This is a genomic window from Gehongia tenuis (genome assembly GCF_014384795.1).
GTDB classification, from domain to species: domain Bacteria; phylum Bacillota; class Clostridia; order Christensenellales; family NSJ-53; genus Gehongia; species Gehongia tenuis.
Genome location: NZ_JACRSR010000002.1, coordinates 84,644 through 110,289, shown reverse-complemented (window position 1 = coordinate 110,289; position 25,646 = coordinate 84,644). Strand labels below are relative to the sequence as shown.

At 55.7% G+C, this 25,646-nt stretch carries 24 protein-coding genes and 1 tRNA gene; 11 read left to right on the top strand and 14 right to left on the bottom strand.

Annotated elements, in window-relative coordinates:
* Nucleotides 1-24: 24 nt before the first annotated feature.
* From pstA to H8696_RS06465, 9 genes are all read left to right on the top strand, one after another.
* Nucleotides 25-900 carry a phosphate ABC transporter permease PstA gene (gene pstA, locus H8696_RS06505; RefSeq protein ID WP_407926373.1) on the top strand — a complete coding sequence of 292 codons (876 nt, stop codon included), beginning with the start codon at nucleotides 25-27 and terminating at the stop codon, nucleotides 898-900.
* Between the two features lie 17 nt (nucleotides 901-917).
* The gene (pstB, locus tag H8696_RS06500) at nucleotides 918-1,673 is read left to right on the top strand and encodes a phosphate ABC transporter ATP-binding protein PstB (RefSeq protein ID WP_249316098.1); all 756 of its coding nucleotides are present in this window, start codon (nucleotides 918-920) and stop codon (nucleotides 1,671-1,673) included.
* A 138-nt stretch (nucleotides 1,674-1,811) separates the two neighbouring features.
* Nucleotides 1,812-2,486 (top strand): DUF1614 domain-containing protein, encoded by a 675-nt coding sequence (locus H8696_RS06495; RefSeq protein WP_249316092.1) that lies wholly within the window; start codon nucleotides 1,812-1,814, stop codon nucleotides 2,484-2,486.
* On the top strand, nucleotides 2,473-3,678 hold the full coding sequence (gene spoIIP / locus H8696_RS06490) for a stage II sporulation protein P (protein ID WP_249316091.1): 1,206 nt from the start codon (nucleotides 2,473-2,475) through the stop codon (nucleotides 3,676-3,678). The genes H8696_RS06495 and spoIIP overlap by 14 nt, the downstream gene beginning before the upstream one ends.
* Before the next feature lie 107 nt (nucleotides 3,679-3,785).
* The gene (locus tag H8696_RS06485; protein WP_249316089.1) at nucleotides 3,786-5,081 is read left to right on the top strand and encodes a DUF512 domain-containing protein; all 1,296 of its coding nucleotides are present in this window, start codon (nucleotides 3,786-3,788) and stop codon (nucleotides 5,079-5,081) included.
* Complete coding sequence (gene der / locus H8696_RS06480) at nucleotides 5,078-6,412, top strand: ribosome biogenesis GTPase Der (protein ID WP_249316086.1); 1,335 nt, start codon at nucleotides 5,078-5,080, stop codon at nucleotides 6,410-6,412. Before H8696_RS06485 ends, der begins: the two co-directional genes overlap by 4 nt.
* Entirely contained in the window at nucleotides 6,409-7,041 is a 633-nt protein-coding gene (gene plsY / locus H8696_RS06475) for a glycerol-3-phosphate 1-O-acyltransferase PlsY (RefSeq protein WP_249316085.1), read from the top strand. The genes der and plsY overlap by 4 nt, the downstream gene beginning before the upstream one ends.
* A 127-nt stretch (nucleotides 7,042-7,168) precedes the next feature.
* Nucleotides 7,169-8,647 carry a stage IV sporulation protein A gene (spoIVA, locus tag H8696_RS06470; protein WP_249316083.1) on the top strand — a complete coding sequence of 493 codons (1,479 nt, stop codon included), beginning with the start codon at nucleotides 7,169-7,171 and terminating at the stop codon, nucleotides 8,645-8,647.
* 101 nt (nucleotides 8,648-8,748) lie between these two features.
* A tRNA-Pro gene (locus tag H8696_RS06465) sits at nucleotides 8,749-8,825 on the top strand.
* Nucleotides 8,826-8,871: 46 nt separating this feature from the next.
* Here H8696_RS06465 and H8696_RS06460 read toward each other — a convergent pair.
* Together H8696_RS06460 and H8696_RS06455 are read right to left on the bottom strand one after the other, a co-directional pair.
* Nucleotides 8,872-9,915 carry an aldo/keto reductase gene (locus H8696_RS06460; protein WP_249316077.1) on the bottom strand — a complete coding sequence of 348 codons (1,044 nt, stop codon included), beginning with the start codon at nucleotides 9,913-9,915 and terminating at the stop codon, nucleotides 8,872-8,874.
* A complete protein-coding gene (locus H8696_RS06455; protein ID WP_249316076.1) occupies nucleotides 9,912-10,256 on the bottom strand; it encodes a TIGR04076 family protein in 345 nt (114 codons plus the stop codon). Before H8696_RS06455 ends, H8696_RS06460 begins: the two co-directional genes overlap by 4 nt.
* 387 nt (nucleotides 10,257-10,643) lie before the next feature.
* Between H8696_RS06455 and H8696_RS06450 the strand changes: the two genes are divergently transcribed.
* Complete coding sequence (locus tag H8696_RS06450; protein ID WP_407926370.1) at nucleotides 10,644-11,159, top strand: AAA family ATPase; 516 nt, start codon at nucleotides 10,644-10,646, stop codon at nucleotides 11,157-11,159.
* Nucleotides 11,160-11,457: 298 nt separating this feature from the next.
* Entirely contained in the window at nucleotides 11,458-12,456 is a 999-nt protein-coding gene (locus H8696_RS06445; RefSeq protein ID WP_249316074.1) for a LacI family DNA-binding transcriptional regulator, read from the top strand.
* A gap of 47 nt (nucleotides 12,457-12,503) precedes the next feature.
* Here H8696_RS06445 and H8696_RS06440 read toward each other — a convergent pair whose 3' ends face one another.
* From H8696_RS06440 to H8696_RS06385, 12 genes are all read right to left on the bottom strand, one after another.
* Entirely contained in the window at nucleotides 12,504-16,439 is a 3,936-nt protein-coding gene (locus tag H8696_RS06440; RefSeq protein WP_249316073.1) for an efflux RND transporter permease subunit, read from the bottom strand.
* A gap of 163 nt (nucleotides 16,440-16,602) precedes the next feature.
* Entirely contained in the window at nucleotides 16,603-18,198 is a 1,596-nt protein-coding gene (locus tag H8696_RS06435; protein WP_249316072.1) for an ABC1 kinase family protein, read from the bottom strand.
* The gene (locus H8696_RS06430; RefSeq protein WP_249316071.1) at nucleotides 18,170-18,514 is read right to left on the bottom strand and encodes a phasin family protein; all 345 of its coding nucleotides are present in this window, start codon (nucleotides 18,512-18,514) and stop codon (nucleotides 18,170-18,172) included. Before H8696_RS06430 ends, H8696_RS06435 begins: the two co-directional genes overlap by 29 nt.
* A gap of 82 nt (nucleotides 18,515-18,596) precedes the next feature.
* Nucleotides 18,597-19,565 carry a hydrogenase expression/formation protein HypE gene (gene hypE, locus H8696_RS06425; protein WP_249316070.1) on the bottom strand — a complete coding sequence of 323 codons (969 nt, stop codon included), beginning with the start codon at nucleotides 19,563-19,565 and terminating at the stop codon, nucleotides 18,597-18,599.
* Between the two features lie 13 nt (nucleotides 19,566-19,578).
* Complete coding sequence (gene hypD, locus H8696_RS06420; protein ID WP_249316068.1) at nucleotides 19,579-20,604, bottom strand: hydrogenase formation protein HypD; 1,026 nt, start codon at nucleotides 20,602-20,604, stop codon at nucleotides 19,579-19,581.
* Nucleotides 20,601-20,816 (bottom strand): HypC/HybG/HupF family hydrogenase formation chaperone, encoded by a 216-nt coding sequence (locus H8696_RS06415; RefSeq protein WP_249316067.1) that lies wholly within the window; start codon nucleotides 20,814-20,816, stop codon nucleotides 20,601-20,603. Before H8696_RS06415 ends, hypD begins: the two co-directional genes overlap by 4 nt.
* A 4-nt stretch (nucleotides 20,817-20,820) precedes the next feature.
* Nucleotides 20,821-23,049 carry a carbamoyltransferase HypF gene (gene hypF, locus H8696_RS06410; protein WP_249316066.1) on the bottom strand — a complete coding sequence of 743 codons (2,229 nt, stop codon included), beginning with the start codon at nucleotides 23,047-23,049 and terminating at the stop codon, nucleotides 20,821-20,823.
* Complete coding sequence (locus H8696_RS06405) at nucleotides 23,046-23,387, bottom strand: hydrogenase maturation nickel metallochaperone HypA/HybF (RefSeq protein ID WP_249316065.1); 342 nt, start codon at nucleotides 23,385-23,387, stop codon at nucleotides 23,046-23,048. The genes hypF and H8696_RS06405 overlap by 4 nt, the downstream gene beginning before the upstream one ends.
* Nucleotides 23,388-23,396: 9 nt before the next feature.
* Nucleotides 23,397-23,747: a 4Fe-4S dicluster domain-containing protein gene (locus H8696_RS06400; RefSeq protein WP_249316064.1), complete on the bottom strand. Its 351-nt coding sequence runs from the start codon at nucleotides 23,745-23,747 to the stop codon at nucleotides 23,397-23,399.
* Between the two features lie 15 nt (nucleotides 23,748-23,762).
* A complete protein-coding gene (locus tag H8696_RS06395; protein WP_249316063.1) occupies nucleotides 23,763-24,842 on the bottom strand; it encodes a hydrogenase large subunit in 1,080 nt (359 codons plus the stop codon).
* A 12-nt stretch (nucleotides 24,843-24,854) separates the two neighbouring features.
* Nucleotides 24,855-25,187: an NADH-quinone oxidoreductase subunit C gene (locus H8696_RS06390; protein ID WP_249316062.1), complete on the bottom strand. Its 333-nt coding sequence runs from the start codon at nucleotides 25,185-25,187 to the stop codon at nucleotides 24,855-24,857.
* Nucleotides 25,162-25,635, bottom strand: a complete 474-nt coding sequence (locus tag H8696_RS06385; RefSeq protein ID WP_249316061.1) for an NADH-quinone oxidoreductase subunit B family protein — start codon at nucleotides 25,633-25,635, stop codon at nucleotides 25,162-25,164. Before H8696_RS06385 ends, H8696_RS06390 begins: the two co-directional genes overlap by 26 nt.
* Between the last annotated feature and the right edge of the window lie 11 nt (nucleotides 25,636-25,646).

Here is a 25,646-nt window from a genome sequence, read left to right as displayed (position 1 = left end):
GGCAGAGGCGTAAAATCCCAGAGCATGGGCCCGGCCAACAAACGGGATCAGGAATTGGCAAGAGTGCGGCGCATGCGGCAGCACCAAAAGGTGGCCATGGGCTTCCTGTGGGGAGCGGCCGTTTTGACAGTGGCCATGCTGCTTTTGATCATTGGCTACATTTTGGCCAAGGGCGTGCCCCACATCACCTGGGAATTCCTGACCGGCGCGGTAAAGGGAATGGGCGATGAGGGCGGTATCTTCCCCGTTTTGGTCAACACGCTGTACTTTATTGGACTTACGATGGTGATTGCGGCGCCTCTCGGCGTGATGGCCGCCATCTATCTTGTGGAATATGCGAAGGAAACGCGGATGGTCAGGCTGATCCGTTTTTGTACGGAAAACCTTGCCGGCATGCCTTCTATCATCTTTGGACTTTTTGGGTTCATCTTCTTTGGCAAGATGTTTGGCCTCAGTTACTCCCTCCTCAATGGCGCGCTGACGGCCACCGTGCTCATTCTGCCCACCATTATCCGAACCTCGGAGGAAGCCCTGCGGGCGGTGCCCATGTCCTACCGTGAGGGGAGCCTGGCCCTCGGCGCAACCCAGCTCAGGACCATACGAAGCGTAGTACTTCCGGCGGCTTCCGGCGGCATCATTTCGGGACTGCTGCTCAGCATCGGCAGAATCGTGGGAGAGACGGCCGCCCTGTTCCTCACCCTTGGCAGCGGCACCTATATCGCGACCAGCCTCACCAAATCGGCCAGATCCCTGGCTCTGCATCTCTATACGCTGGCCCGGGAGGGAATCTCCGAGGATATGGCCTTTGCCACGGCCACGGTTCTGGTGGTTGTGGTGGTGGGCATCAACATTGGCGCCAACGCCTGGGTGCGTCATCTGGAAAAAAAGAGAACGACCTAAAGAAGGAGTGAACATTCATGCAGGATACAGCCATTACCGCAAAGGATTTAAATCTTTACTACGGGGACTTCCATGCGCTTAAATCGGTCAATATGAACATCAAATACAACGAGGTGACGGCGCTGATCGGCCCCTCGGGCTGCGGGAAATCCACCTATTTAAAAACCTTGAACCGCATGAACGATCTCATAGCCGGCGTGCGCATTGAAGGGCAGATCGCCTTTGAAGGGCAGGATATCTACCGGGAGTATGATCCCATTCTTCTTCGCAAAAGGGTGGGTATGGTCTTCCAAAACCCCAATCCCTTTCCCATGTCGGTTTTCGACAACATAGCCTATGGACCCAGGGTCCATGGCATTAAAAATAAAAAAAGGCTTTCGGAGATCGTGGAAAAAAGCCTGAGGCAGGCGGCGCTTTGGGACGAAGTCAAGGACCGCCTCCATAAATCAGCCCTTGGCCTTTCCGGGGGCCAGCAGCAGCGGCTTTGCATTGCCCGGGTGCTGGCGGTGGAGCCGGAAGTCATCCTGATGGATGAGCCGACCTCGGCGCTGGACCCCATCGCTACAAAACGTATTGAGGACCTGGTGGAGGAACTCAAAAAGGATTACACCATCGTTATTGTGACCCACAACATGCAGCAAGCGGCGCGTATATCCGACCGCACGGCCTTCTTCCTTCATGGCGAGGTGGTGGAGATGGCGGACACGAAATCCATCTTCCACAATCCGTCCGATAAGCGCACGGAGGAATACATCGCCGGTCGGTTCGGTTGAATATACACTCTACGGCACTCCTTCTTTTCATACGCGAAGGGATCTCCTTCGCGTTTTTTTCATGGAAAAACTTGGACCGCATACCTTTTTTGCCGGCGGGTAATCTAGACTTGAAATACAAAAAGAAGGTGTGATTTTATGCCCATAGGACTTTGGATCTTATTGGTCGTCGGTATCCTCATCGCCTTTGGCGTGGGGCAGCGGGTGCTGGACCGCATGCGCCTGACGGACCGGCAGGCTTTGGTTTATGTGGTGTTCATCTTTGTCGGTGGAATCATTCCCGATATACAGTTGACCACCTACTGGTCCGTCAATATCGGCGGCGCCATCATTCCCCTTATCCTGTGTATACATCTATTTATCAAGGCGGGCACCACCAAGGAGAGGGTGCGGGCCGTGGCTGCAGCCATCCTGTCCGGTGCGGCGGTGTACCTTATTGGACGGTTCTTCCCGGCGGAGCCGGAAGGTATGTACTTTGAGCCCACCTACCTCTATGGCATTGCGGCGGGTATCATCGCCTATCTGATGGGCCGCTCGAGAAGAAGCGCCTTCATTGGCGGCGTGATGGGCGTGCTCCTTGCGGATATCACCCAAGGCATCATCAACGGCGTGAGCGGCGTGCCGGCCGCCGTACGTCTGGGCGGCGCAGGGGCCTTTGACGCGGTGGTGGTTTCCGGTATTGTGGCTGTGCTGGCGGCGGAGCTCATCGGCGAGGCCCGTGAGCGGCTGCAGGGCGGCACCAGCAAAAAGGACATGGTGATTGAGGACGGGGAATTCGTTAAAAAGGAGGAAGCGAAGCATGAAAAGCACTAGATGGATTGCGGGTCTGGCCGCGGCAAGCCTCCTGTTTTTGAGCGCTCCCATCAAGGCTGATACGCTGGAAAACGGCGGCGGCCCCTACACGGTGTACAATGAGGACGGTTCCGTACTTTTCACCTACAGCGGCCAGGTGTATGCAGAGGACCAATACATCAGCGGAGATAATAAGCTCTATCAGGTGAGCGAAGTGGATGACACGGCCCGTCAGGGCAAGGCCGCTTATGTGGAGGATGTGGAACTTCCGGATATCTTTGAGGAGGTGGACAGCACCGCCTTCGCTCCGGAGGACACCAAACGGATCGCCATCTATTTCACTCACACCGATGAATCCTACATCCCAGGGGATGGAGCTGAATCGGTGGAGGGCCAGGGAGGTATCGTGGATGTGGGTGAAGAGTTTGCCGCTGCGCTGGAGGAAAAGGGCGTGGAGGTGGAGGTGGATACCACCAATCATCTGCCTCACGACGCCGGCGCCTACCGCAGATCCAAAAGCACAGTGACCAACCTTCTCGAATCCAATCCTGATGCCATCTTCGATATTCACCGGGACGGCGTATCCGCTGACGAATACGTGCAGGAGATCGACGGTGAAGCGGTGTCCAAGATTCGAATGGTGGTGGGCAAAAAGAATCAGAATCAGCAGGCCAATCTGGAGTTCGCCAAGAGCATCAAGGCGGTGGCCGACAAAGAATATCCCGGCCTGGTGAAGGATATCTACATTGGCAAGGGCAGCTACAATCAGGAGATTGGACCAAGGTGCATCCTCTTTGAGCTCGGTACCCATGAGATTGAAAAGGAACGGGTCCTTGCATCCTCAGGCCTTCTTGCCGATGTGGTGTATACCACCCTTTATGGCGGCACTGTGGAGGATAAGTCGGAAGTCTCCGGCGGCGGTGAAGAAGCGCCGCATCAAACGCCTGAAGCATCGGCCGGCGGCGCGGGCGGCGCCGGATCGGCTGGAGCCACACCCCAGGCCCAGCAGGCCAAGACCTACAACGTAAAACCGGCCAGGGAGGAAAGCAAGGGCATGGGCAGCGGTCTCATCTGGCTGCTCGTGGTGGTCGTGGGCGGCGGCGCCATTTTCCTGTTTGTCTCCACCGGCAAGAATGAGCGCAAGACCAAGCTTGTGGACAATGTTCGGGAAATGTTTCCCTTTAAAAAGCGGGACGATGACGATCCATCCTAAAACCATAGAATGAACGGCGTGCACGGATCGTGCACGCCCTTTGCTTTCCTTGACTTAAAGCGGGTTTCGCGATAATCTTAGACTATTGAAGTTTAAGGAGGAAACCCATGCACCGCATCGTGGGAGTGAAAGGGAGATTAGCCCGCCGCCTTGGTGTTGAGCCGGGGGATGAGCTCATTTCCATCGATGGTCAGGATGTGGTGGATGTGATCGACTACGAGGCTCTGTGCAGTCAAAGCCGGCTGACCCTTGGGCTTAGGCGCAAGGATCAGGATTTGGAGCTTGCCGTCGTAAAAGATGAGGACGAGCCGCTGGGGCTTATTTTCGAGGACAACCTGATGGGTGAGGTGCGCAGGTGCCAGAATCACTGCGTGTTCTGTTTTGTGGATCAACACCCCCGCTCAAAGATCCGCGACACCCTGCGCGTAAAGGATGATGACTGGCGGCTGTCTCTCATCATGGGCAACTATGTGACCCTCACCAATGTGAACAATCTGGAGTTTGAGCGGATACTCCGCCGAAAGGTTTCTCCCCTCTATATCTCCGTTCATGCCACCGATCCCGAGGTCAGGACCTTCATGCTGGGCAGAAAGAAGGAAGCGCCCATTCTGCCGCGGCTTAACCGTTTGGCGAAGGCGAATCTGCACTTCTATGCCCAGGTGGTGCTCTGTCCTGGGCTCAACGATGGCAAAGTGCTGGATCAAACCATCGAGGAACTGTCCGGCCTTCATCCGGCATCGGTATCCATGGCCGTGGTGCCGGTGGGAATGACGCGCTTCCGGGAGGGGCTTTATCCCCTTCAGGCGGTGGACGAGGCAAAGGCCTCCGAACTTTTGGATCAGATTGGCGTATGGCAGGAAAGACTTCTGAAACGTCTGGGCACACGCTTTGTATTTCCCGCGGACGAGCTCTATTGGAAGGCGGGGCGCACCCTGCCGCCGCCGGAAGCTTATGAGGATTATCCCCAGCTGGAAAATGGGGTGGGCCTGGTAGCCAAAATGCGCAGCGAAGTATTGGAAGCGTTGAAAACGGAAAGCCGCACGGTTCCCGGACGGCGCACCATCGCCACGGGTGTGGCGGCGGAAGGCTGGATTCGGGAACTGATTTCCGCCATTCCCGGCGGGGAGCGGATCAAGGTGAAAAGCATTCAAAACCGCTACTATGGGGAGAGCATCACGGTGACCGGCCTTCTGACCGGCGGCGATTTGATCGAGCAGCTGAAGGACGAGGACCTCGGCGAAGCGCTTTTTATCTCGGACAGCATGCTTCGCAGCGATGAGGATATATTTTTGGATGATGTGACGCTGGAGGACGTGGAGAACGCGCTCCAGATTCCGGTGTTTCCGGTACCCCAGCTGGGGGAAGATTTTCTTCGGGTAATAACCCGGGAGGTGAACGGATGAACAAGCCATTGGTGGCTGTGGTGGGACGGCCTAATGTGGGCAAATCCACCTTTTTTAATCGAATTGTTGGGCAGCGTCTGTCCATTGTGGAGGATACGCCGGGCGTGACCCGTGACCGCATCTATGCCGATGGGGAATGGCAGCGTTACGCCTTTACGCTGGTGGATACCGGCGGCATCGAGATCAAAAGCGATGAGGAACTCTTTCAGGACATGCGCATGCAGGCCGAAATCGCCATTGACAATGCACAAGTCATCCTCTTCTTTGTGGACGGCAGGCAGGGCGTGACATCATCGGACCACGATGTGGCGGATATGCTACGCCGGGCGGGCAAGCCGGTGATCCTGGTGGTCAACAAGATCGATGGGCCCAGCAACGACGCCATCTACGATTTTTACGATCTGGGCATGGGCGACCCCATGCCCATCTCCGCGGCCCAGGGCCTTGGGATCGGTGATCTTCTGGACGCCATGGTGGCCTATTTTCCGGATCCTGACGAGTTGGAGGAGGAGGACGAGGCCATCCATATCGCCGTGGTGGGACGGCCCAATGTGGGCAAGTCCTCCTTGGTCAACATGATTTTGAACGAGAAGCGTTCCATCGTCAGCGACATCGCGGGCACCACCCGGGATGCCATCGATACACCCTTTGAGCGAAATGGGAAAAAGTATGTGATCATCGATACCGCGGGCATTCGGCGCAAGGCCAAAATTGAGGACGCCTCCATTGAGCGCTATTCGGTGATCCGCTCTCTCATGGCCATTCGCCGCTGTGATGTGGCGCTCATTTTAATCGACGGCAGAGAATATGCTACGGAACAGGATGTGAAGATTGCCGGGCTGGTCCACGAGGAGGGCAAACCTTCCGTGGTTCTGGTCAACAAATGGGATCTGGTGGATAAGGAAACGGGCACCTTGGAGCAGCACCGCAAAAGGGTCATGAATAACCTATCTTTCATGAACTATGTACCCACCCTCTACATCTCCGCTAAGACCGGCCAGCGGGTGAACAGGGTGCTGGAGGAGGCGGACCGGGTGGTGGAAAACACCCGTCAGCGCATTCCAACCGGTGTTTTGAACGATGTGATCAACGATGCCATCAGCGTGGTGGAACCGCCCAGCGATAAGGGCCGGCGGCTGAAAATCTATTACGCCACCCAGGTGAGCACCCGGCCTCCCACCTTTGTACTTTTTGTAAACGATCCCGAATTGATGCATTTTTCCTATGAACGGTATCTGGAGAATCATTTGCGTAAGGCTTTTGATTTTTCCGGGACACCTATTCGCATTCTGAAGCGGCAACGAAATAACAAGGAGGATGGTGGCAGATGACCTATGTTGGGTATGGGCTGATCTTTATCGGCGCATATTTGCTGGGATGTTTTTCGTCAAGCTATTTCCTTGGGCGCTGGTTTTTGAAGGACGATGTACGCAATTACGGCAGCGGAAACGCCGGTGCCACCAATATGACCCGGGTGTTTGGCATCAGCTACGGCCTTTTGGCCCTGGTGATGGACGCGCTGAAGGGCGTCATAGCGGCTCTGGTGGGAACTTGGTTGCTGGGCCCGGTTGGGGGCTATGTGGGCGCCCTGGGCGCCATTGTGGGCCACAACTGGCCGGTGTTTATGAAGTTCAAGGGCGGCAAGGGCATCGCCACTTCCATTGGTGCGCTGTTGGTGCTCATGCCCATTCCCATGCTCATCATTATTGCTTCGCTGGTTATCCTGCTTTTCATTACCGGCTATGTATCCCTTTCCTCCATTCTGGGGGCGGCGTCGGTGCCCATTTACGCAGCTATTTCCGGCTACGGAGGAACGCCCTTTTTGGTGTTCGCTATTCTGGTGGCGGCTATGGCACTGTTTTCTCACCGCCAGAACATTGTGCGGCTGATCAAGGGTGAGGAGAAGCGCTTCACCTGGGAGAGTCTAAAAAAGAAGGCGGGCAAATCTAAACAAGGCTGAATTATCCGAAGGACCCCCAAATGGCGGGGGTTCTTTTTTTGTCCCCAGAAGTACGTCATGTTTTGGCATAGCCCTTCATATACTTGTACTGGTCCAATGTGGGGATGCAATGGTAAGGAGGGAGAAGATGGAAACCTATGATCTTTATAAAGACATAGCCGAGCGTACGGACGGCGACATCTACATGGGCGTGGTGGGCCCGGTGCGCACGGGCAAGTCAACATTTATCAAGCGCTTTATGGATTTGATGGTGCTGCCCAACATCGAAAATTCCTATCGCAAGGAGCGCACCATCGATGAGCTGCCCCAAAGCGGCTCCGGCAAGACAATCATGACCACTCAGCCCAAATTTGTGCCCAATGAGGCAGTGGAAATCTCCCTTTCGGATAGTGCGCACATGAAGATGCGCATGGTGGATTGTGTGGGCTATTTGGTGCCGGGAGCCATGGGACACGAAGAGGACGACGCACCCCGCATGGTGCGCACGCCCTGGTTCGATCATGATATACCTTTCGAGGAAGCGGCGGAGCTGGGCACTCGAAAGGTGATCACCGATCACTCCACCATCGGAATCGTGGTGACCTGCGACGGCAGCATTTCGGAGATCCCGAGATCCAACTATATTGAGGCTGAAGAACGGGTGGTGGGCGAACTCAAGGAGATGAATAAGCCCTTCGTGGTGGTGCTCAACTCCACCGATCCGCGGAACCCCGACATTGAAACCCTGCGGGAAGGCCTGGAAGAAAAATATGACGTTCCCGTGCTGGCGGTGAATGTTATGGAGATGGAGCAGGGGGATGTGGACGACATTCTCAGCAAGGTACTCTTTGAGTTTCCGCTGCGTCAGGTCCACCTCGAGATTCCCGAATGGATGCAGGCCCTCAAAGAGGATCACTGGCTGATTGAAGAGGTTATGGAAGCCCTCAGGGATGCGGCTGCCAACATGACCAAGATGCGGGATTACACCACATTCTCCGGCGCGTTTCAGGACATTGACAGCCTCACCGAACCCAAGGTCGATTCCCTGGAGCTGGGTGAAGGCCGAATCGAGTTCGCCATGGACGCTCAGCCCGGCCTTTTCTACAAGGTGCTGGAGGAAGAATGCGGCGTACCCATTCAAAACGACTATCAACTCATGTCCATGATGAAGGAGCTAACCCATGCCAAACGGGAATACGATCGAGTGAAGGATGCTCTGAACAGCGTCCGGGAGACCGGTTACGGATTGGTCGCGCCCACCATGGATGAGCTGGTGCTGGATGAACCGGAGCTGGTAAAGCAGGGCAATCGTTTTGGGGTCCGGCTGAAAGCCAGCGCACCCTCCCTGCATCTCATCCGCGTGGATATCGAAACGGAAGTCTCGCCCATCGTGGGTACGGAGAAGCAGAGCGAAGAGCTGGTCAAATATCTTTTGTCCGAGTTCGAGAATGATCCGGCTAAGATTTGGTCCACCGATATGTTCGGCAAGTCTCTCCACGAGCTGGTGAAGGAAGGGCTGTCCGGTAAACTGATGCGCATGCCCGACGACGCGCAGCAGAAAATTCAGGAAACCCTATCCCGCATCATCAATGACGGAAGCGGCGGATTGATCTGCATTTTGCTGTAAACCAAAGGTCCACATCCCGTGGACCTTTTCGGTTTCATGGCAAATTGTGAAAACAGCTTGCAATTACTCTGTTCTTTTGCTATAATAACAACGTTCGTTATCTGGGTGTAGCGCAGTTTGGTAGCGTGCTTGAATGGGGTTCAAGAGGCCGGAGGTTCGATTCCTCTCACCCAGACCAACAAAAAAACCCGCTTAGCTTCAGCTAAGCGGGTTTTTTGATTGTTTTATTCGTTCAGGTTCATCTTCATGATGTTTCTGTACTTGGAGCCCACGGTGCGCTCCAGCTCAAAGGGTTCGCCCTCCAGCATATTGTGTTTTGCCAGATGGTTCCGGATCATTTCCATCTCTTTCGCATCCAGATCAAAATCAAAAATGCGGGTGTTGGAATCCACATGCTTGCTGTTACGGATGCCAATGATGGCGGCACCCACGCCACTCTGGCTGAGGATGTATTTGGAGGCCACATGGGCGATGCTTGCATCGTGATGCTTGGCGATCCTCTGCAGGATCAGCAAAAGCTCCTGGTAGCCCTCCCAACCCATGGAATCCTCCAGCACTTGGAGGTATTTCACCTGGGAACGGGTTTCCGGATTGGCCGAGGCCGCACCGATCCAACGTTCGGCCAGAAGACCACCGGACAGGGTGCCATAGCACAGAAGGGGAATGTGCTTTTCCTTGCAGTAAGGCAAAAGGGCTTTTTCCGGACGGCGGTCAAAGACGGAGTACTGGGTCTGAATGGACACCACGGGAATGCCTGCATCCACCAGTTCCGCCAGATGCTTCGTATCAAAGTTGGTCACGCCGATATTGCGGATCTTGCCTTTTTCCTGCAGCCGGCACAGATGTCCCGCCGTTTCCACACAGCCGGGAACATCGTAATCCCACCAATGGAACTGCACCAGATCCAGCGTATCCCGATTGAGGCGGCGAAGGCTTCGATCAATAATCTTTTCCGTGTAATTAAAATCAACATCCTGGAGAATATCGAGGTCGGGCACATATTTGGTATGAATCTGGATATCGTCGGGTGATATGCTGCTTCCATTTTTAAGCTGCTTGACGAATTCGCCGATGAATTCCTCCGCACCGGTATAGATGTCCGCGCAGTCAAAGGTGGTGAAGCCCCGCTCAACCAGTCCATGGAAGGCGCGCATCACGTCGTCGAAATCCAGCTTGCAAGTGAGGCTGTGCCCCTCAGACAGCTGCCAGCAGCCGTTGATGATGCGGTTGATTGTGTAGCCTGGAGTAAGTTCAAATTTCTGGTTCATGATGATTCTCCTTTACCAATAGCCTCTACCGTACAGGCGGCATGGCTGAATTTACGAGTGCCGATGCGGGTGATCTTAAATCGAGCTCCGCAGTTTGGATCGGGGCAGGCGATGATGCTGTCCGAGAGCATCCAGTCGTTTTCGTGAAGCATTCGCTGCTTTGCAGGCAAAAGAGGGAGCAGCGCGCCGAGCGCATACATGGAGAAGGAATGATTCTCCGGGAAAACCAGATTCTCGCCAATGACTAGAAAGTAATCGCCCACTTTGTGGCTGCACACCATGGGCTTATCGGAAGCGATGACCTCCACCTTGAGATCATATAGGGTAAATGAATCGTCCATGTACACCCCGCCTTTCTTCATAGAAAAACAAAAAACACCTATCCTTGAATCGCTCAAGGACAGGCGTTAAACCTGCGGTACCACCTTGTTTGGCAAAGTCTACCCACTTTGCAGGGTGCCATCACACCCCTGGCCCGATAACGCCGGCCGTGCGTCTAAGCTACTCGCTGCCTTTCGCTTCGCCCTCGGAGGCCCACTTGCTGAAACGCCATCTTTCCGACTCACACCATCTCGGATTCGCTTTAGATCGTTTGACAGCCTAACTTCCTCGTCCACGGTTTTTATCAATATATCACCATTCTAAAGCGATGTCAATTGAACAAAATGATCCAAACGGTTTTTTTCCTTTGACGGGCTGATATAATAAAAGGTATCAAAGAATGGGTGATGAATTTGGAACGGATACTGATCATTGGCGGCAACGGCTGCGGGAAGACCACACTGGCCCGGGAGCTGTCTGAAAGGCTGGGGTTGCCTTTGGTTCACTTGGATGCGCTCTACTGGCGGGATAACTGGAAAAGTGTATCGGAACCTGAGTTTGATGCACTGCTCCTGGAGGAACTGAGAAAACCCCGCTGGGTCATTGACGGCAATATTATACGCACCCTTCCACTGAGGCTGGAGTATTGTGACACCGTGATCTATATGGACTTTTCCCGAGTGCAATGCGTCTGCGGCGCCGTCAAGCGGCTGATCAGGTACTATGGAAAAAGCCGCCCGGATATGGGGGGCTATTGCCCGGAACGGCTCACCAAGGAGAAGTTTGATTTCTTTAGGTCCATTTGGAGGATGGATCAAAGGAACCGGGAGCAGTTCTATGACATGCTGGCCAATCGTGGGGATACCCAAATGGTTGTGTTGAAAAATAGAGGACAGGTCAAAAACTTTTTAGAGAGCCTTTGAAAAACCATGAAGCCGCACTCGGCCTGAGCGGCTTTGTGGCCATGGAATCAATAAAAAAGGCCGCTGCCTGATCAGCGGCCTTTTTCAAGCGCCGTATCATGCTAGACCCCTCATCATACGCCGCTTTCGAGCTGGTTGGCTCAGCTCGCACCTTGGGGCAATATATATTGTAAAGGATTACAGTAATATATTACAGCGTTTTGGGAGATTGTCAACAGAATTTAAGAAAAAAGTTTCATGATTTGATTTTTTTTCTTAAGTACTTTACAATAGTCGTATGATTTAAAGGAGATATGGAATGAAAACTTACACAATTCAGGATGTTGCCCGGCGGGCGGGGGTCTCGGTGGCCACCGTTTCCAGGGTTATCAATCGTTCGGGACCTGTGAAGCAGCAGACTCGAACAAAAGTTGAACGGATTATTGAGGAGATGGAGTATCAGCCCAATATGCTGGGGCGCAATCTTCGACAGAACCGTAGCGGGCGAATTTTGGTCCTTCTTCCCATGTTTGGCGCTTTTTACAGTATGGTCAACTGGGGAATTCAGGATTTTGCCCATGAACAGGGTTATCAGGTCCTGGTCGCGCAGACCTATACGGAACAGGGCGTGGTAACGGGCTATATGGACATGCTGAGCCAACACTTTGTGGACGGACTTATCTGTTTTGATCAGCGGGTGCCTTTTGAGGAACTGGAGAAGCTGTCGGCCCGTTATCCCGTGGCTGTCAACCGGGTTACGCCGGAGGGCTCCAATGTGCCCTTTGCCAGTATTGATGAATACAATTCCGCCTGTGTTGCGGTGCGCCATCTCATCTCCATCGGCCGTAAAAAGATCGCCATCATCAACCGTTCCGTTCAGTTCCATTTCGCGCATATTCGGCTGGACGCCTATTTGGACACCCTTGAGGCGGAAGGACTGGAGATTCGCCCGGAATGGCAGCGCACCGTGGTGACGGCGGACAACGACGGCATGCCGTGCTGCCGGGAGCTGCTCAGGATTGAAAACAGGCCGGACGCCATCTTTGCCACCTCCGATAAACTGGCGGCGGATGCCATTCGTGCGGCCAGGGAACTCAACATCCGGGTACCGGAGGATTTGGCCGTGATCGGATTCGACGGCGATCCCCTGGCGCAGATCTATACGCCCTCCATCTCCACCATTGTTCAGCCGCAGTATCAGATGGGCAAGCAGGTCTGCAATATTCTCATTGACAGAATCCGGGGGGAAATCACCACGTCCCATCGGGCGATGCTGGATACGGAGCTCATCGTGCGGAATTCCACCCTTTCCACTTAAACCTAAAAAAGCCTCCGCTCAGGCGGAGGCTTTTTTTATGTCTGAATTTAGAGATCGTCCACATCCGCATGGCGGATGGGTCTTTTCTGGAAGATGTCATAGAGGGCAGGCACAATGAACAGGGTGAGGGCCGTGGCGTAGGTCAGGCCGCCGATGATCACCACCGCCATGGGCTGGAGCATATCCGAACCGGTACCCATGCCAAAGGCTAGGGTAATAAGGCCAAGGATGGTGGTCAGCGCGGTCATGAGGATGGGCCGCATACGCATACGGCCGGTAGCGATGAGCGCTTCACGCCGTTCCATGCCGCCGGCGCGGAGCTGGTTGGCACAATCCACGAACACAATACCATTGTTGACCACCACACCGGCGAGAACCAATAGGCCCAGCATGGCAATGGCGCTGACTTCAAAACCGCAGATCCATAGAAGCAGGAAACCGCCGGTGAAGGCAAGAGGAATGGTGAACAGCACGATGAAGGGGGAGAGAAAGGACTGGAACTGGGCCACCATAATGAGGTAGATCAGGACCACCGCCAGCAACACCATCTGAATGAGGTCGCTGAGGGTGCTGCTGATGGTTTCACTCTCGCCGGCAATTTCCACGCTGTAGCCCTCGGGCACGGTGTAGGAGGCCAGTTTTTTCTCGATATCCCGGCTTACCAGACCGATGTTGTGGTCTGCGTCCACGGCGGCCGTAACCGACATATACCGGGAAAAATCCTCATGGGCGATGGAGGAGAGCCCTTCGGCCTCGGTGATTTTAGCAATCTCATTGAGGGAGATCTCCATCTCTTCGCCGTCCTTGGTGACGGTGAGCTTGTATTCGCCCAGGGTATCCCGGGTGAGAGCGCCGGCGGGATCGTCGGCCACGATCACCGGATATTCATCGGCATCCAGCGTCAAGGTTGCCGCAGTGGTCTCGCTGGAGAGCGCTTTAGCTACCTCCTGATAGACCTGGGCCACGGTGAGTCCATATTCAAGAGCCTTGTTCTTATCCACGATGACGCGGGTTTCGGTGGCCGTATCCTCAAGGCCGTCGCTCACGTTTTCCGTGCCGGGGACCTCGGCCACGAGCGCCGCTATCTCCTTTGCGATGCGCTGCAGTTCATCCAGATCCGTGCCTCGAATGTCAATCTCGATGCCCGAACCGGCCAGGGCGGAAATATCCATGGCCGAGCCCGAAGCTGTGATCTCACAGGGCATATCGGCGGTGACCTCATTGATCTTCCGGGCAATCTCATTGCTGGTCATATCCCGTTTGTCGTCGAGCAGCACGTACATGCTGACCGCATTATCATTGCCGCTTTGCATAGCGCCCACCGTTTCGACCCCGGGAATCTGCCGGATGCGTTCAGCGGCCTCATCGCTGAGGGCCCAGGTATCGGCCTTGGTGGTTTCCTTGGAGGTTTCAAGACTCACAGAGATCTCCGAATTGTCGGTCTCGGGCATGAAAGCCGTTCCCATGGTGAGCGCGCCGTACACACTGGCGCCCAGCAGCAAAGCCGCAGCGATAAGGGCGATGGCCTTGTGGCGCAGGGTATGGCCCAGAAGCCTCCCGTAGAAGGCGGTAAACCGGTCAAAAAGCCCATGTCTTACGGTATCCGGCTTTTTCATCATCAATGTGGATAGGGAGGGAACGAGGGTCAGTGCAATGAAAAGGCTGGCGAGCAGGGAGTAGGCGATGGTAAGGCCCATATCGGCGAACAATTCCTTGGAAATGCCCTCGGTGAACACGATGGGCAGGAACACGCAGATGGTGGTCAGCGTGGAGGAAGCAATGGCGCCGGCCACCTGGCTGGCTCCCTTCACGGCGGCCTTGGCCACGGGAACGCCCTCCGCACGCATGCGGTAGATATTCTCGATCACCACGATACTGTTGTCCACCAGCATGCCCACGCCCAGCGCCAGACCGGCCAGGGAGATGACGTTCATGGTCACACCGGTGAAATACATGAGCACCACGGCCAGCATGAGGCTGATGGGAATGCTGAAGGCCACAATTAAGGTGGGCTTCAGATTCCGCAGGAAGAGGAACAAAATCACGATGGCCAGTGCTCCGCCCAGCATGAGATTGTTCAAAACGGAATCGATCACGATATCAATATAGATGCCTTGATCGTTAAGGGCAGTGAGGTGCATGCCGGGGTGCTCCGCCTCCAGATCGGCCATGGCGGCGCGGATGAGGTCCGAAACCTCACTGGTGGAGGCGGTGCTCTGTTTTTGCAGGGTGAGCAGGATGCCGTCATTGCCGTTGATCTTGCCGTACATCTCCCCGGTGTTGTCGGCAAAAGCCACATCGGCTACATCACTCAGCTTCACTGCGCCGATATCATCCGCATCGATATGGAACAGTTCCAGGTTTTCGATCTCTTCCACACTGCCGAAGGGATCACCCACTTTGACGGTGTACTGTTCCCCGTTCTCCTTGAGATAGCCGGCGGGCATGGAGAAATTCTCGCCGGTCAAAATGCCGCTCAGGGTGGCCTTGGTGATCATCCCATCCAGATTGGCCTGTTTATAGGCGGCATCTCGTGCGGCCTCAAATTCTGCCGTCTTCTCGTCCAACTCCTTTTCCGCCAGGGCAAGCTGCACGGAAGCGTCGGTTAACATCTGGTTCATGGTGGATTTGCCCGTCTCAAGCTGCTGCTGTTTATCACCCAGATCACTGAGGGTGCCGTTCAGGGACTCCTCCTGGCCGGGAAGGGCAGCCAAAGCTTCCTCACAGCTGGCGATCCCCTGATCAATCTGGGAAAGGGAAGCCTGCAGGGTCTCCAAAGAAGGATCTCCCTGGGACGCCAACAGCGACTCGATCTGGGACTTTTTTTCTTTGAGGGAGGTCACGGTGGTTTCGTACTGAGCCTTCTGGGCCTTGCCATCGTCCACGGCTTTTTGCAGCGTGGCAATGGTGCCGTCAAGACCCTCGATCTCACCCTGAAGCTGAGCGCGCTGGGCAGCGTTCTCCGGCGTATCCGGCAGGGCGTTTAGAGCGCTCTCCAGGCTGTCTCTCTGTGTTTTTAAGGCGGGAATCTGATTCTCAGCGTTTTTAATCTCAAGGTCAATTTGCTGGATGGCCATTTCGGCGCCCGTGATTCCTTGCTCCAGTTCGGGCAGAGCGTTTTTGGCGGTGATGGCACTTTCCACCAAGGCCCGCTGGGTTTGCAGCTCCTTTAGCTGGGCCTCCAGCTGAACCTTGGCAAGGGCGATCTGATTGAGCCCATTGTTGAGCTGATCCTTTCCGCCGGAAAGCTGCGCCTCCGCTTCGGCCAGCTTTTGGGCCTGGCTGGAACCCTCCGAGGCCAGTTTCTCCTTTTGGCTCTCCAGTTCCGCCCGAGCATCCTCCAGCTGCTGCTGGGTTTCCAGCAGGCTCTCGTCCAGCGAACCCAGAATCCGGTCGTTTAATGCGTCAATTTTATCTTGGCTGAGGGTGATCTCCACCCTTTCTTCAATAAGTCCCATACCGGTCACGGAGGCCACGCCGTTTAGCCGCTCCAAAGTGGGGATGACGTCCTCTTCCACCAACTTGGAGGTTTCAAGAACGGTCTTGCCGTCCATGTCCACACTGGCCACCATGATGGGCAATAGATCCGGATTCATCTTGACCAGGATGGGGGAACCCACCCCATCGTCAAACTGGGATTTAACCATGTCCAGCTTGTTATTCATGTCGATGATCACCGTATCCATGTTTACTCCGTAGTTGAACTGGAAGATGACCATGCTGGAGTTTTCACTGGATATGCTGCTGATTTTATCCAGCCCTCCCACCGTGGAAAGGGTGCTTTCAATGGGTTTGGTTACCGTCAGTTCCACTTTTTCCGGATTGGCGCCAGGATAGGTGGTCATGACCACCACGTAGGGAAGATCCATGCTGGGCAAAAGATCGGTGGGCATCTTGGTGAACGCCACCACCCCCAACAGAATAATGGCGAGAACCGCTACAATTATGGTAAGCGGTTTTTTAACGCTGAATTTTGAAAGCAAGGGAGGGACCTCCTCAAAAAAAGAATCTAAACATCTGTTTGAACGTGTTAATCATACATGAACCTGTAAAAGGGAGCAACTCATTTTTTATTTGTAATTCCGGGGGCAATAAAAAAATACCGTCCAAGGACGGTATTTTTTAAGGGATCAAAATGCTTAAGCACTACCTTTTTTTGCGCGTAGCCACCACCAGCCAGACGCTCAAAACCAGCGCGGCGATGAACCCAAAGATCCCCAGCGCGGGAATGCCCAAAATCTTGGGCTGCATGTTGGTGGTGCAGATGAGGCTGGAACCGATCAGAAGGGCGGCGGTGATGATGCAAACCACGATCTTATTGATCATCCTGTCGATGGCGGCAAGCGGTTCCTCCGACCCCGTCAGCTCCAAATTGAGTTTGCTCTGGCCCTTGATGGCCATCTTGAGGATATCGGAGATTTGGCCGGGAATCCCAAGCGCCTTTTTGCTAGAATAGGCAAGAATCTTTGCATTGGCTTTGAGTTCATCCATGGGATCGAAATCCTGCAAAAATTCGCTGGACATGCGGTTGGCCATGATCTCCACCATATTGATGTTGGGGTCCAGCTGGCAAAGCACGCCCTCCACGGTGATGATGCCGCGGCACAGCATGGTCACGCCTTTGGGCATGGCGATTTGATTGCTTCGGGCGAGAAGTACCAATTCCTCCATCAAAACACCCACATCCATGCTGCCCACCTCCATGGTGCCATACCGGGTGAGCATATCGTCGATATCGGTGTAAAGCTTGGCATGATTGATCTTTCCAGTGTGCACGCCAAGCGCCAAAAGAACATTTTTAAGTTCGCTCACATCCCCTTCCGCCACGGCCTTTACCGCCTTTTTGAAGAGGGCCTGGTCCCGGGCGGTGAGTCTTCCCATCATCCCAAGGTCCAGCCACACGATCTTGCCGTCCCGGATTCGAATGTTGCCCGGATGGGGGTCGGCATGGAAGAAGGCGTCATCAATGATCTGCTTGACATAGTTGTCGGCCAGCTTGACGGCGATCTCCTTGAGATCGTAGCCGAGTTCGGCAAGCCGTTCCTGTTCGTCCAGCTCAATGCCCTCCACATATTCCATCACCAACACCTTGGAGGTGGTGAACTCGTGAAGGATGCGGGGGCAGGTGATGTAGACCACATCCTTATTAAGCTCGTAAAACTCATCAGCATTTTGGGCCTCAATCATAAAGTCCATCTCCTGCTGAGCCACGAACCACATCTCATCCAGAATGGCACGGAAGTCGAGGACGTTTCCCGTGCCGCTGGCCAGCTTCAAAACGCCTGAAGCCCGTTTCAGCAAGGCAATGTCCATCGCCATGGTGTCATGGATACCCGGACGCTGGACTTTGACCACAACTTCCGTGCCATTTTTGAGCATAGCGCTATGAGCCTGCGCGATGGAGGCCGAACCGAGGGGTACGGGGTCAAAATGCTTGAATACGCTGGCGAGCGTTCGGCCGTACTGCTGCTCGATGACATCCTGAACTTCTTCGTAGCTCATGGGCGCCACATCGGCACGCAGTTTGGTCAGCTCCCTGCAGTACTCCGCAGGCAGCACATCCTGACGCATGGACATGATCTGGCCCAGCTTGACGAAGGTGGGACCCAGGTCCTCGATGATCAGCCGCAGTTTTTCCGGCGTGATGCCCTTAACAATTTCCCGTTTGCTAAGTACGGAGATGATCTCCTTGAGCCGGGTTCGGCTGTCAAAGTTATTCCGCGGCGTTTTCCGCTTCTCCATGCTGTTCCTCTGCTTTTTCCATCTCGGCCAGCTTCGCCTTGATGGCCTCGATGTCCTCCTTGCTCATTTTATCGAGGTTCTCCACCACAGCATCGGCAGTGGGCTCGGCCTTCACCACATTGACGGTGACATTGTCCTTGATCTTGTCCTTGATGTTGCGTTTCAGTTCCTCATTGAGGACCTTGCCCTGTTCCACGGTGAGCTCGCCCTTTTTGACCAGTTCATCCACCACTTCCTTGGATTTCTCCGCGGTAACCGCCACGGCACCAATGCCCATGAGCAGAAATTTCCTCAAATCTTCACCAAAACTCGTCATAATGGATCAGCTCCTTCATTTAAAATAGGGTACAAACCTATTATAGACCATTCGGAGGGCAAATCCTAGTGAAACCAAAAATTTAACAGATTCGGGGAAGACCCTCGCCATAGAGAACACCAAGAACGCGGCTGCCGCCAAGGGCCGTCTGGAGCACCACGGGCGCTTCGTTTCGCACTGTAACCCGGCCAATCTGCACCGCCCTCTCCCCATAGGGTGATGTACGAAGAAGGTCAAGCGCCTTATCGGCATCCCGGCCGTCCACGATGGCCACCATCTTTCCTTCATTGGCCATATAGAGGGGATCGAGGCCAAGCAGACCGGAGAGGCCGCAAACTTCCGGGGATACGGGCAGGGCGGCGTCCTCAATCCTCAGGGTGTGTGTGCCGGCAAGCTCATTTAGAATGGTAGCAAGCCCGCCCCGGGTAACATCCCGCAGAGCCTTGACGCGAATGCCGCCCTCCACCAGCCGCTGGACCATGACATGAAGGGGAGCGCAATCGCTTTCAATGGCATTTTGGACATTCAGCCTGGAGCTGAGAATGGCGGCATGATGATCCCCCAGGGTGCCGGACAGAAGAATGGCGTCACCTGGTGCCATTGGGCAAAAGTCGGCCAAAATTTCGCCCACGCCGGCGGTGTTGATATAAAGTCCGCCTCGGCCTTCCACCACCTTGGTGTCCCCGGCCACCACCACGACCCCCGCCTTCCGGGCGGTTTTTGCCATGGAGGCGGCCACCCGCTCCAAAGCGTCCAGCTCCAGTCCTTCCTCCAGAATGAAACCGCAGGTGAGGTATCTGGGCGCGGCCAGCCCCATAGCCAGATCGTTCACCGTGCCGCATACCGAGAGCTTTCCGATATCGCCTCCCGGGAAAAAGAGGGGAGTGACCACGAAGCTGTCGGTGGTGACGGCTAAGCGCTTGAAGCCTTGGACCCGAGCGCAGTCGCCCAGGGAGTCGAGGGCGGGGTTGGTGAACTGACGGACAAAAAGCTGATCGATGAGGGCCCGGGTGGTCTCGCCGCCGCTGCCGTGGGCCAGAGTGATTTTCATGAAGGAAGCCTCCTTAGGTGCGGTGATGGGTGAACCAGTTGAAACAACAGCCCTCGGCCGATACCATGCAGGCGCCCTCGGGATGTTCGGGGGTGCAGACTTGGCCGTAGAGAGGACAGTCGACGGGACGGAGGGTGCCTGTGAGAATCTCGGCGCATCGGCAGCCGGGGTTCTCACTGTCCTCCAGCAGCTCCGCACTTCCGACGTCGAAGGGGGCATATTCATCCCGAAGGCGCAGTGCCGAACCGGGGAGAATACCCATGCCCCGCCATGCGCCATCGCAGGGCTCAAAATAGTGCTGGAGGAGGGCCTGGGCTTTTGGGTTGCCGGTCTGCGTTACCACCGAAGGATAGAGATTCTGCACGGTGCCCCTGCCGAGGTTTTGCATAAGGCTGTAGAGGGAGGCAAGAATGGCCTCGCCGGAAAATCCGGTTACGGCAAAGGGCAGGCCATATTTATGCGCGAGAGGGCGGAAAATCTCGCTTCCCGTAATGACGCTGACATGGCCGGGCGCGATAAAGCCGTCCACACCGCCTCGCCGGCAGACCCAGTCGATAACCGGCGGCATCACTTTGAGGGATGTGAGCAGCCGGACATTGTCGATGCCCCGGTTCACACATTCCTCGAGGAGAAGTGCATAGAGAGGAGCCGTGGTTTCAAAGCCCACAGCGGCAAAAACAAACCTCATTTGGGGCTGGGCTTCAGCCTTTTCCAGTACATCGAAGGGGGAATAGACCATCTCCGCCCGGACGCCGCCGTCCCGGAGGCTGGTGACGCTCCCCTTCACCCGGAGCATGTCGCCAAAGCTGAGTACCGTATGATCCGGTTTTTTGGACAGCTCCACCAGCCGGTCCACGTAGGAGGCCACCGTTACGCATACGGGACAGCCCGGACCGGATACCAGGCGGATCTTTGGGGAGAGCAGGCTTGCGATGCCCCAGCGGGAAATCTCGTGGGTGTGGGTGCCGCACACCTCCATGAGGGCTGCGGGCGGCCCATCATAGTGCAGAAGGAACGCCTTGACGGCTTCAAGGGTCATGACAGCTCCTCCAGTTCCCGGAAGAGAGCGGTGAGCTCATCACTTTCCTTTTGGGAAATGACTTGAAGAATGCATCCGCCATGGACGAGGACCGCATCCCCTGGCTTCACATCCACAAGACCTGTCCGGGCGGTAACCACGTTTCCGGAAAAATCCACCTGGGCGGTGCCGCCGTGAAGCTCGATCACTTTGCCCGGTACTGCAACGCACATAGAATTACGCCTCCATCCCTTTAAGTAAACCAAGATACGCCTGCCCAAGAGCTATGCCGCCGTCATGGATGGGCATCTGCCGGGGCAGATAGATTTCAAAACCGTTCTCCTGGATTAGGGCACTGCACCGCTCCATCAAAATACGGTTGGCAAAGACGCCGCCGCCAAGGGCAGCCCGCCGGATCCCGTATTTTTCTCGAAGGTGGATCAGTGTTTCGACAATGGCTTTTGCCAATGCCTCGTGAAACCCCCGGGCCAGTGCACCCGGAGATACGCCCCTATCCAAAGCACAGCGGGCATCCCGGATCAAAGGCCGGGAATCCAAGATCACAGCATCCCCTTTTTTCAGAGGGATTTGCAGGGGATAACCATCCTGCGGTGCCGTTTTTGCAGCCAAGTTTTCCAGGGCAATGGCGCATTCTCCCTCGTAGCTGTTGTAGTCCCGAACCCCGAGAAGAGCGCTCATAGCGTCGAACAGCCGTCCGGCGCTGGAGGAAAGAACGGTCTTGATTCCGCCTTCCAGCGCCCGCTGGACCAATTCTTCACGGGGATTTTCAGGAGCAAGGCCGGCAGCATGCTTAAAGCTCGCAAGAGCCAATCCGGCGTTTTTGGCCGCCTCGTCGCCGCCGCATATGGGGATGGTCTGAAGATGTCCCTCCCGCTCAAAATGGGACCCCCGGCAGAGCAGAAATTCTCCGCCCCAGATGGTGCCGTCGGTGCCATAGCCTGTGCCGTCAAAAGCTACGCCCAGAACCTCGTCCAAGTCATATTCCGCCATGATGGAAGCGATGTGGGCGTGGTGGTGCTGAACCTCAAGAACCCGTCCAAACATCTGATGGGCCAGACGGCGGGTTTCATAGCCGGGATGGAGATCGCACACGGCGGTCTCCGGCCGGATCTGAAAAATGCGCTCCATTCTGGAAAGTGCCCCGCGGTAGTTCTTCAGGACATTCAGACTCTTCATGTCGCCGAGATATTGACTTGGGTAGACCCGGTTCCCGACGGCCAGGGCAAAGCCCGCCTTGAGATCGCCGCCCATGGCCAGAAGGGGGCGCGGAAAGGTTTTTTGCAGGAAGATGGGCCGGGGAACGTATCCCCGGCTGCGCCGCACCATGCGGGGCGCCCCCGCCGCCACCTGAACCACCGAGTCGTCCAGCGGCGTCAGGATGACCCGATCGTGATAGGCCACGCCGTCCAGCATGGACAGATAAACCAGCGCTTCCCCGTCCTCGGTCCAGATGGGTTCCCCGGCAGGATTGGCGCTGGTGACCACCAGAGGACCGAGCTTATCCGTTAGGATGAGATGAAGCGCCGTATAGGGCAGAAAGACGCCGAGATAGCGGCTGCCGCCAGCAACCTCAGGAGAAAAGGGGTCCTCCCTTTTCTCGAGAAGTACGATGGGGCGGGCGGGGGATTCGATGAGACGAATCTCCGCCTCGCTCATGGAACAAAGCGCCGCGACGCTGGGAAGATCGGGAAACATGACGGCAAAAGGCTTCTGCTCACGGCCCTTGATGGCCCTGAGGCGTTTTACGGCCCGCTCATTCAAGGGTGAGCATACCAGCTGAAAGCCGCCGATGCCCTTGATCGCTACAACGCCGCCGGAATGAAGAGATTTTAAGAGCGCATCCAGCGCCGCTTCCCCCTTGAGACGACCGTCCAGCGTTTCAAAGATCAGCTGGGGACCGCATTGATGGCAGGACAGCGTCTGGGCATGGCGGCGCCGCCCCCCGCCCGCATATTCCTTTTGGCATTCGGGGCACTGGGCGTAAACGCTCATGGCGGTGCGCGCCCGGTCGTAGGGAAGTTCCTCTAAAATACTGTAGCGCGGCCCGCAGGCCACGCAACTGATAAAAGGATAGCGGTAGCGGCGGTCTCCCGGATCCATAACCTCCCGCCGGCAGTCCGCGCAAAGAGCCAGGTCAGGAGGAAACAGGGGGATGCCGTCGCTGCGGCGGCTGTCTGCAATTGTGAAACTGGGCAGCGCTTTGGGCGAAGCGCACTGCACCGCCACCTCGTCGATGGCGGCTCCAAAGGGGGGATGATTCCGGAGCTCAAAGAGCAGCTTCTCCAAAGCGGGCTTTGGTCCCTCCGCAAAAATCTGGACGATGCCGCCTTCATTCCGCACCCATCCCGTAAGCTCCAGTTTTTCCGCAAGGCGCGCCACATAGGGGCGGTAACCCACCCCCTGAACGACACCCAATACCGTGATATGCCAGGCCGAATGGGTCATTCAGCCTCAATGCTTTCGATGGACATTTCCTTTCCCACCTCGCTGGGGACGCCTTCCGTGCCGCAATGAGGACATTCGAAATGGAAGGGCTTGCGCACGAACAGCTCGTGGCAGTTGGGACAGCGCAGCATGGTCTTTACCGGCCGCACATGAATCTCGGCGCCCTCGCAGATGGTTCCCTTTGCGGCGTCCTCAAAGTGCATGGCGATGCTGTCGCCGGAATAGCCGGAGCTCTCGCCGATGACCAGATTGATGCGGGTCACCTTGTTTTTGCCCTGGGCCTTGGCTTCGTCGACGGCATGTTCGATGATGTGAATGGCTTCATGATATTCGTGCATAGTTCTCTCCTATTCTTCCGGCTTATTCTGAGTGTAGGTCACCAAAAGCTTGTGAGCGCCGGGTTCAGTGTAGTTATTCTCCATTCGGAGGCATTTCTTGGGACAGGTCTCCACACAGCAGTTGCACTGGATACAGCTGAAGGGCTCGATGGACCAGCTCTTTCCGTTCCGATCCACCCGTATGGCGCCAGTAGGGCACTTTCTCGAACAAAGGCCGCAGAAGATGCATGCATCAATATCGATGGATACATGCCCTCGGGTGCGGGCCGGGTACTGGCGCTTTACATCGGGGTATCCATAGGTGGCGGGTTTGGAGAACAGATTTTTCATGACGGTTTTCGCCATGCGCATGATCGCCATAACTTGGAACCTCCCTTAACGTTCGGTGCAGCTGATGCAAGGATCGATGGTCAAAATGAGAATGGGTACGTCCGCCAGCTGACAGCCCTTCAGGGTTTCCAGCATGGCCGGGAGGTTGGCAAAGGTGGGCGTGCGCACCCGCACCCTGTCCAGGAACTTGGTGCCGTTGGCCTTGACATAGTAGATGGCCTCGCCCCTTGGCTGTTCCACCCGCATAAAATATTCGCCGTTGGGCAGTCCCTTGACAGGAACGGCGAATTCGCCGTCCGGAATCTTGCTTGCTGCCTGGCGGATGAGATCGATGGACTGGAAGATCTCATGAATCCGCACATCGGTGCGGGCGTAGCAGTCGCCCACAGTGCTGGTGATGGGCTCGAAATCCAGCTCATCATAGGCGCCGTAGCCAAGCTTACGGGTGTCAAGGGGAATGCTGCTGGCCCGGGCCATGGGGCCCACCGCGCCCAGGTCGTAAGCGTCTTTTCGGGTCAGGAAGCCAACATCCTTGAGTCGGGAGAGCACCATCCTATCCTTCAGAAAGGCGCCGGTAATCTCCCGGAGCTGGACCTCGATATCGTCCAGCATCTTGACAAAGGCGTCCAGCATGCCACGGTCCATATCCTTGCGGAGGCCGCCGATCTTGTTGACGGAAAAGATTACCCGGCCGCCCGTGGAGTACTCGAACATATCCAGCACCTTTTCCCGAATGCGCCAGGACTGCATGAACAGGCTCTCAAAACCGAAAGCGTCGGCCAAAAGGCCCAGCCACAGCATATGGCTGTGGATTCGGGACATTTCGCACCAGATGGTGCGAAGATACTTCGCCCGGGGCGGGATTTCCACATTCATAATGTTTTCCAGCGCCTCACAGTAGCCCATGCCATGCATGAAACTGCAGATGCCGCAGATGCGCTCGGCCACATAGACGTATTCCTGAAAGTCCTTCTTTTCCACCAACTTTTCGAGTCCCCGGTGTACGAAACCGATGGAGGGGATAGCCTCCACCACCGTTTCGTCCTCCAGCAGCAGATCGAGATGAATGGGTTCGGGCAGCACCGGGTGCTGGGGACCGAAGGGAACAAGACTCCGCTGAGCCATGATATGCCTCCTTTACTTGAACGGGGTCTTTTCGGCGGTGCGGTAGAGGTTCCCCTGGTAATCCAGGGAAATGAGATTGATCTTTACGCCGAAAAGATCGTGGATTTCATTTTCATAGAGAAAAGCTGGTTCGAAAATATCGCTGATGCTGATGATTTCCGTGTTTTCATCGATGACCAGCCGCAGATTGACCAGCTCATAATCCTTGGCGAAGGAATAGGTGATCTCGTAGTCCTTCGGCAAACGGGTGCAGCTGATCTGCACGAGGCGATAGCCCTCATGCTTGAACTGGAGAACCTTGGGGACCAAACTGTGGGAATCAAGCCGTAGGATCGTTTGCGTCATGTTGCACCTCGCTTTTCTTTGCGTCTTTGTAGGCCTTTCGTTTTTCGTCCAGCAAGGCCACCGCCTGGACGACACCGTCGATGATCGCCTCCGGACGTGCGGCGCAGCCGGGAACATAGATGTCCACTGGGATAACCGTATCCACGCCGCCCAGGATGTTGTAGCAGTCCTTGAAGATGCCGCCGTTGCAGGCGCAGATGCCGATGGCCACCACCACCTTGGGGCTTGGCATCTGATCGTAGATCTGCTGGACCACCGGTTTGTTCTGGGCGTTGATGCCACCGGTGATCACGAAAATGTCGGCGTGCTTAGGATTGCCCGTATTGATCACGCCAAACCGTTCCACGTCGTAGACCGGAGTGAGACATGCCAAAACCTCAATATCGCAGCCGTTGCAGCTGGACCCGTCATAATGGATCAGCCACGGGGACTTGGACATTTTCGCCATGAGACCGCCTC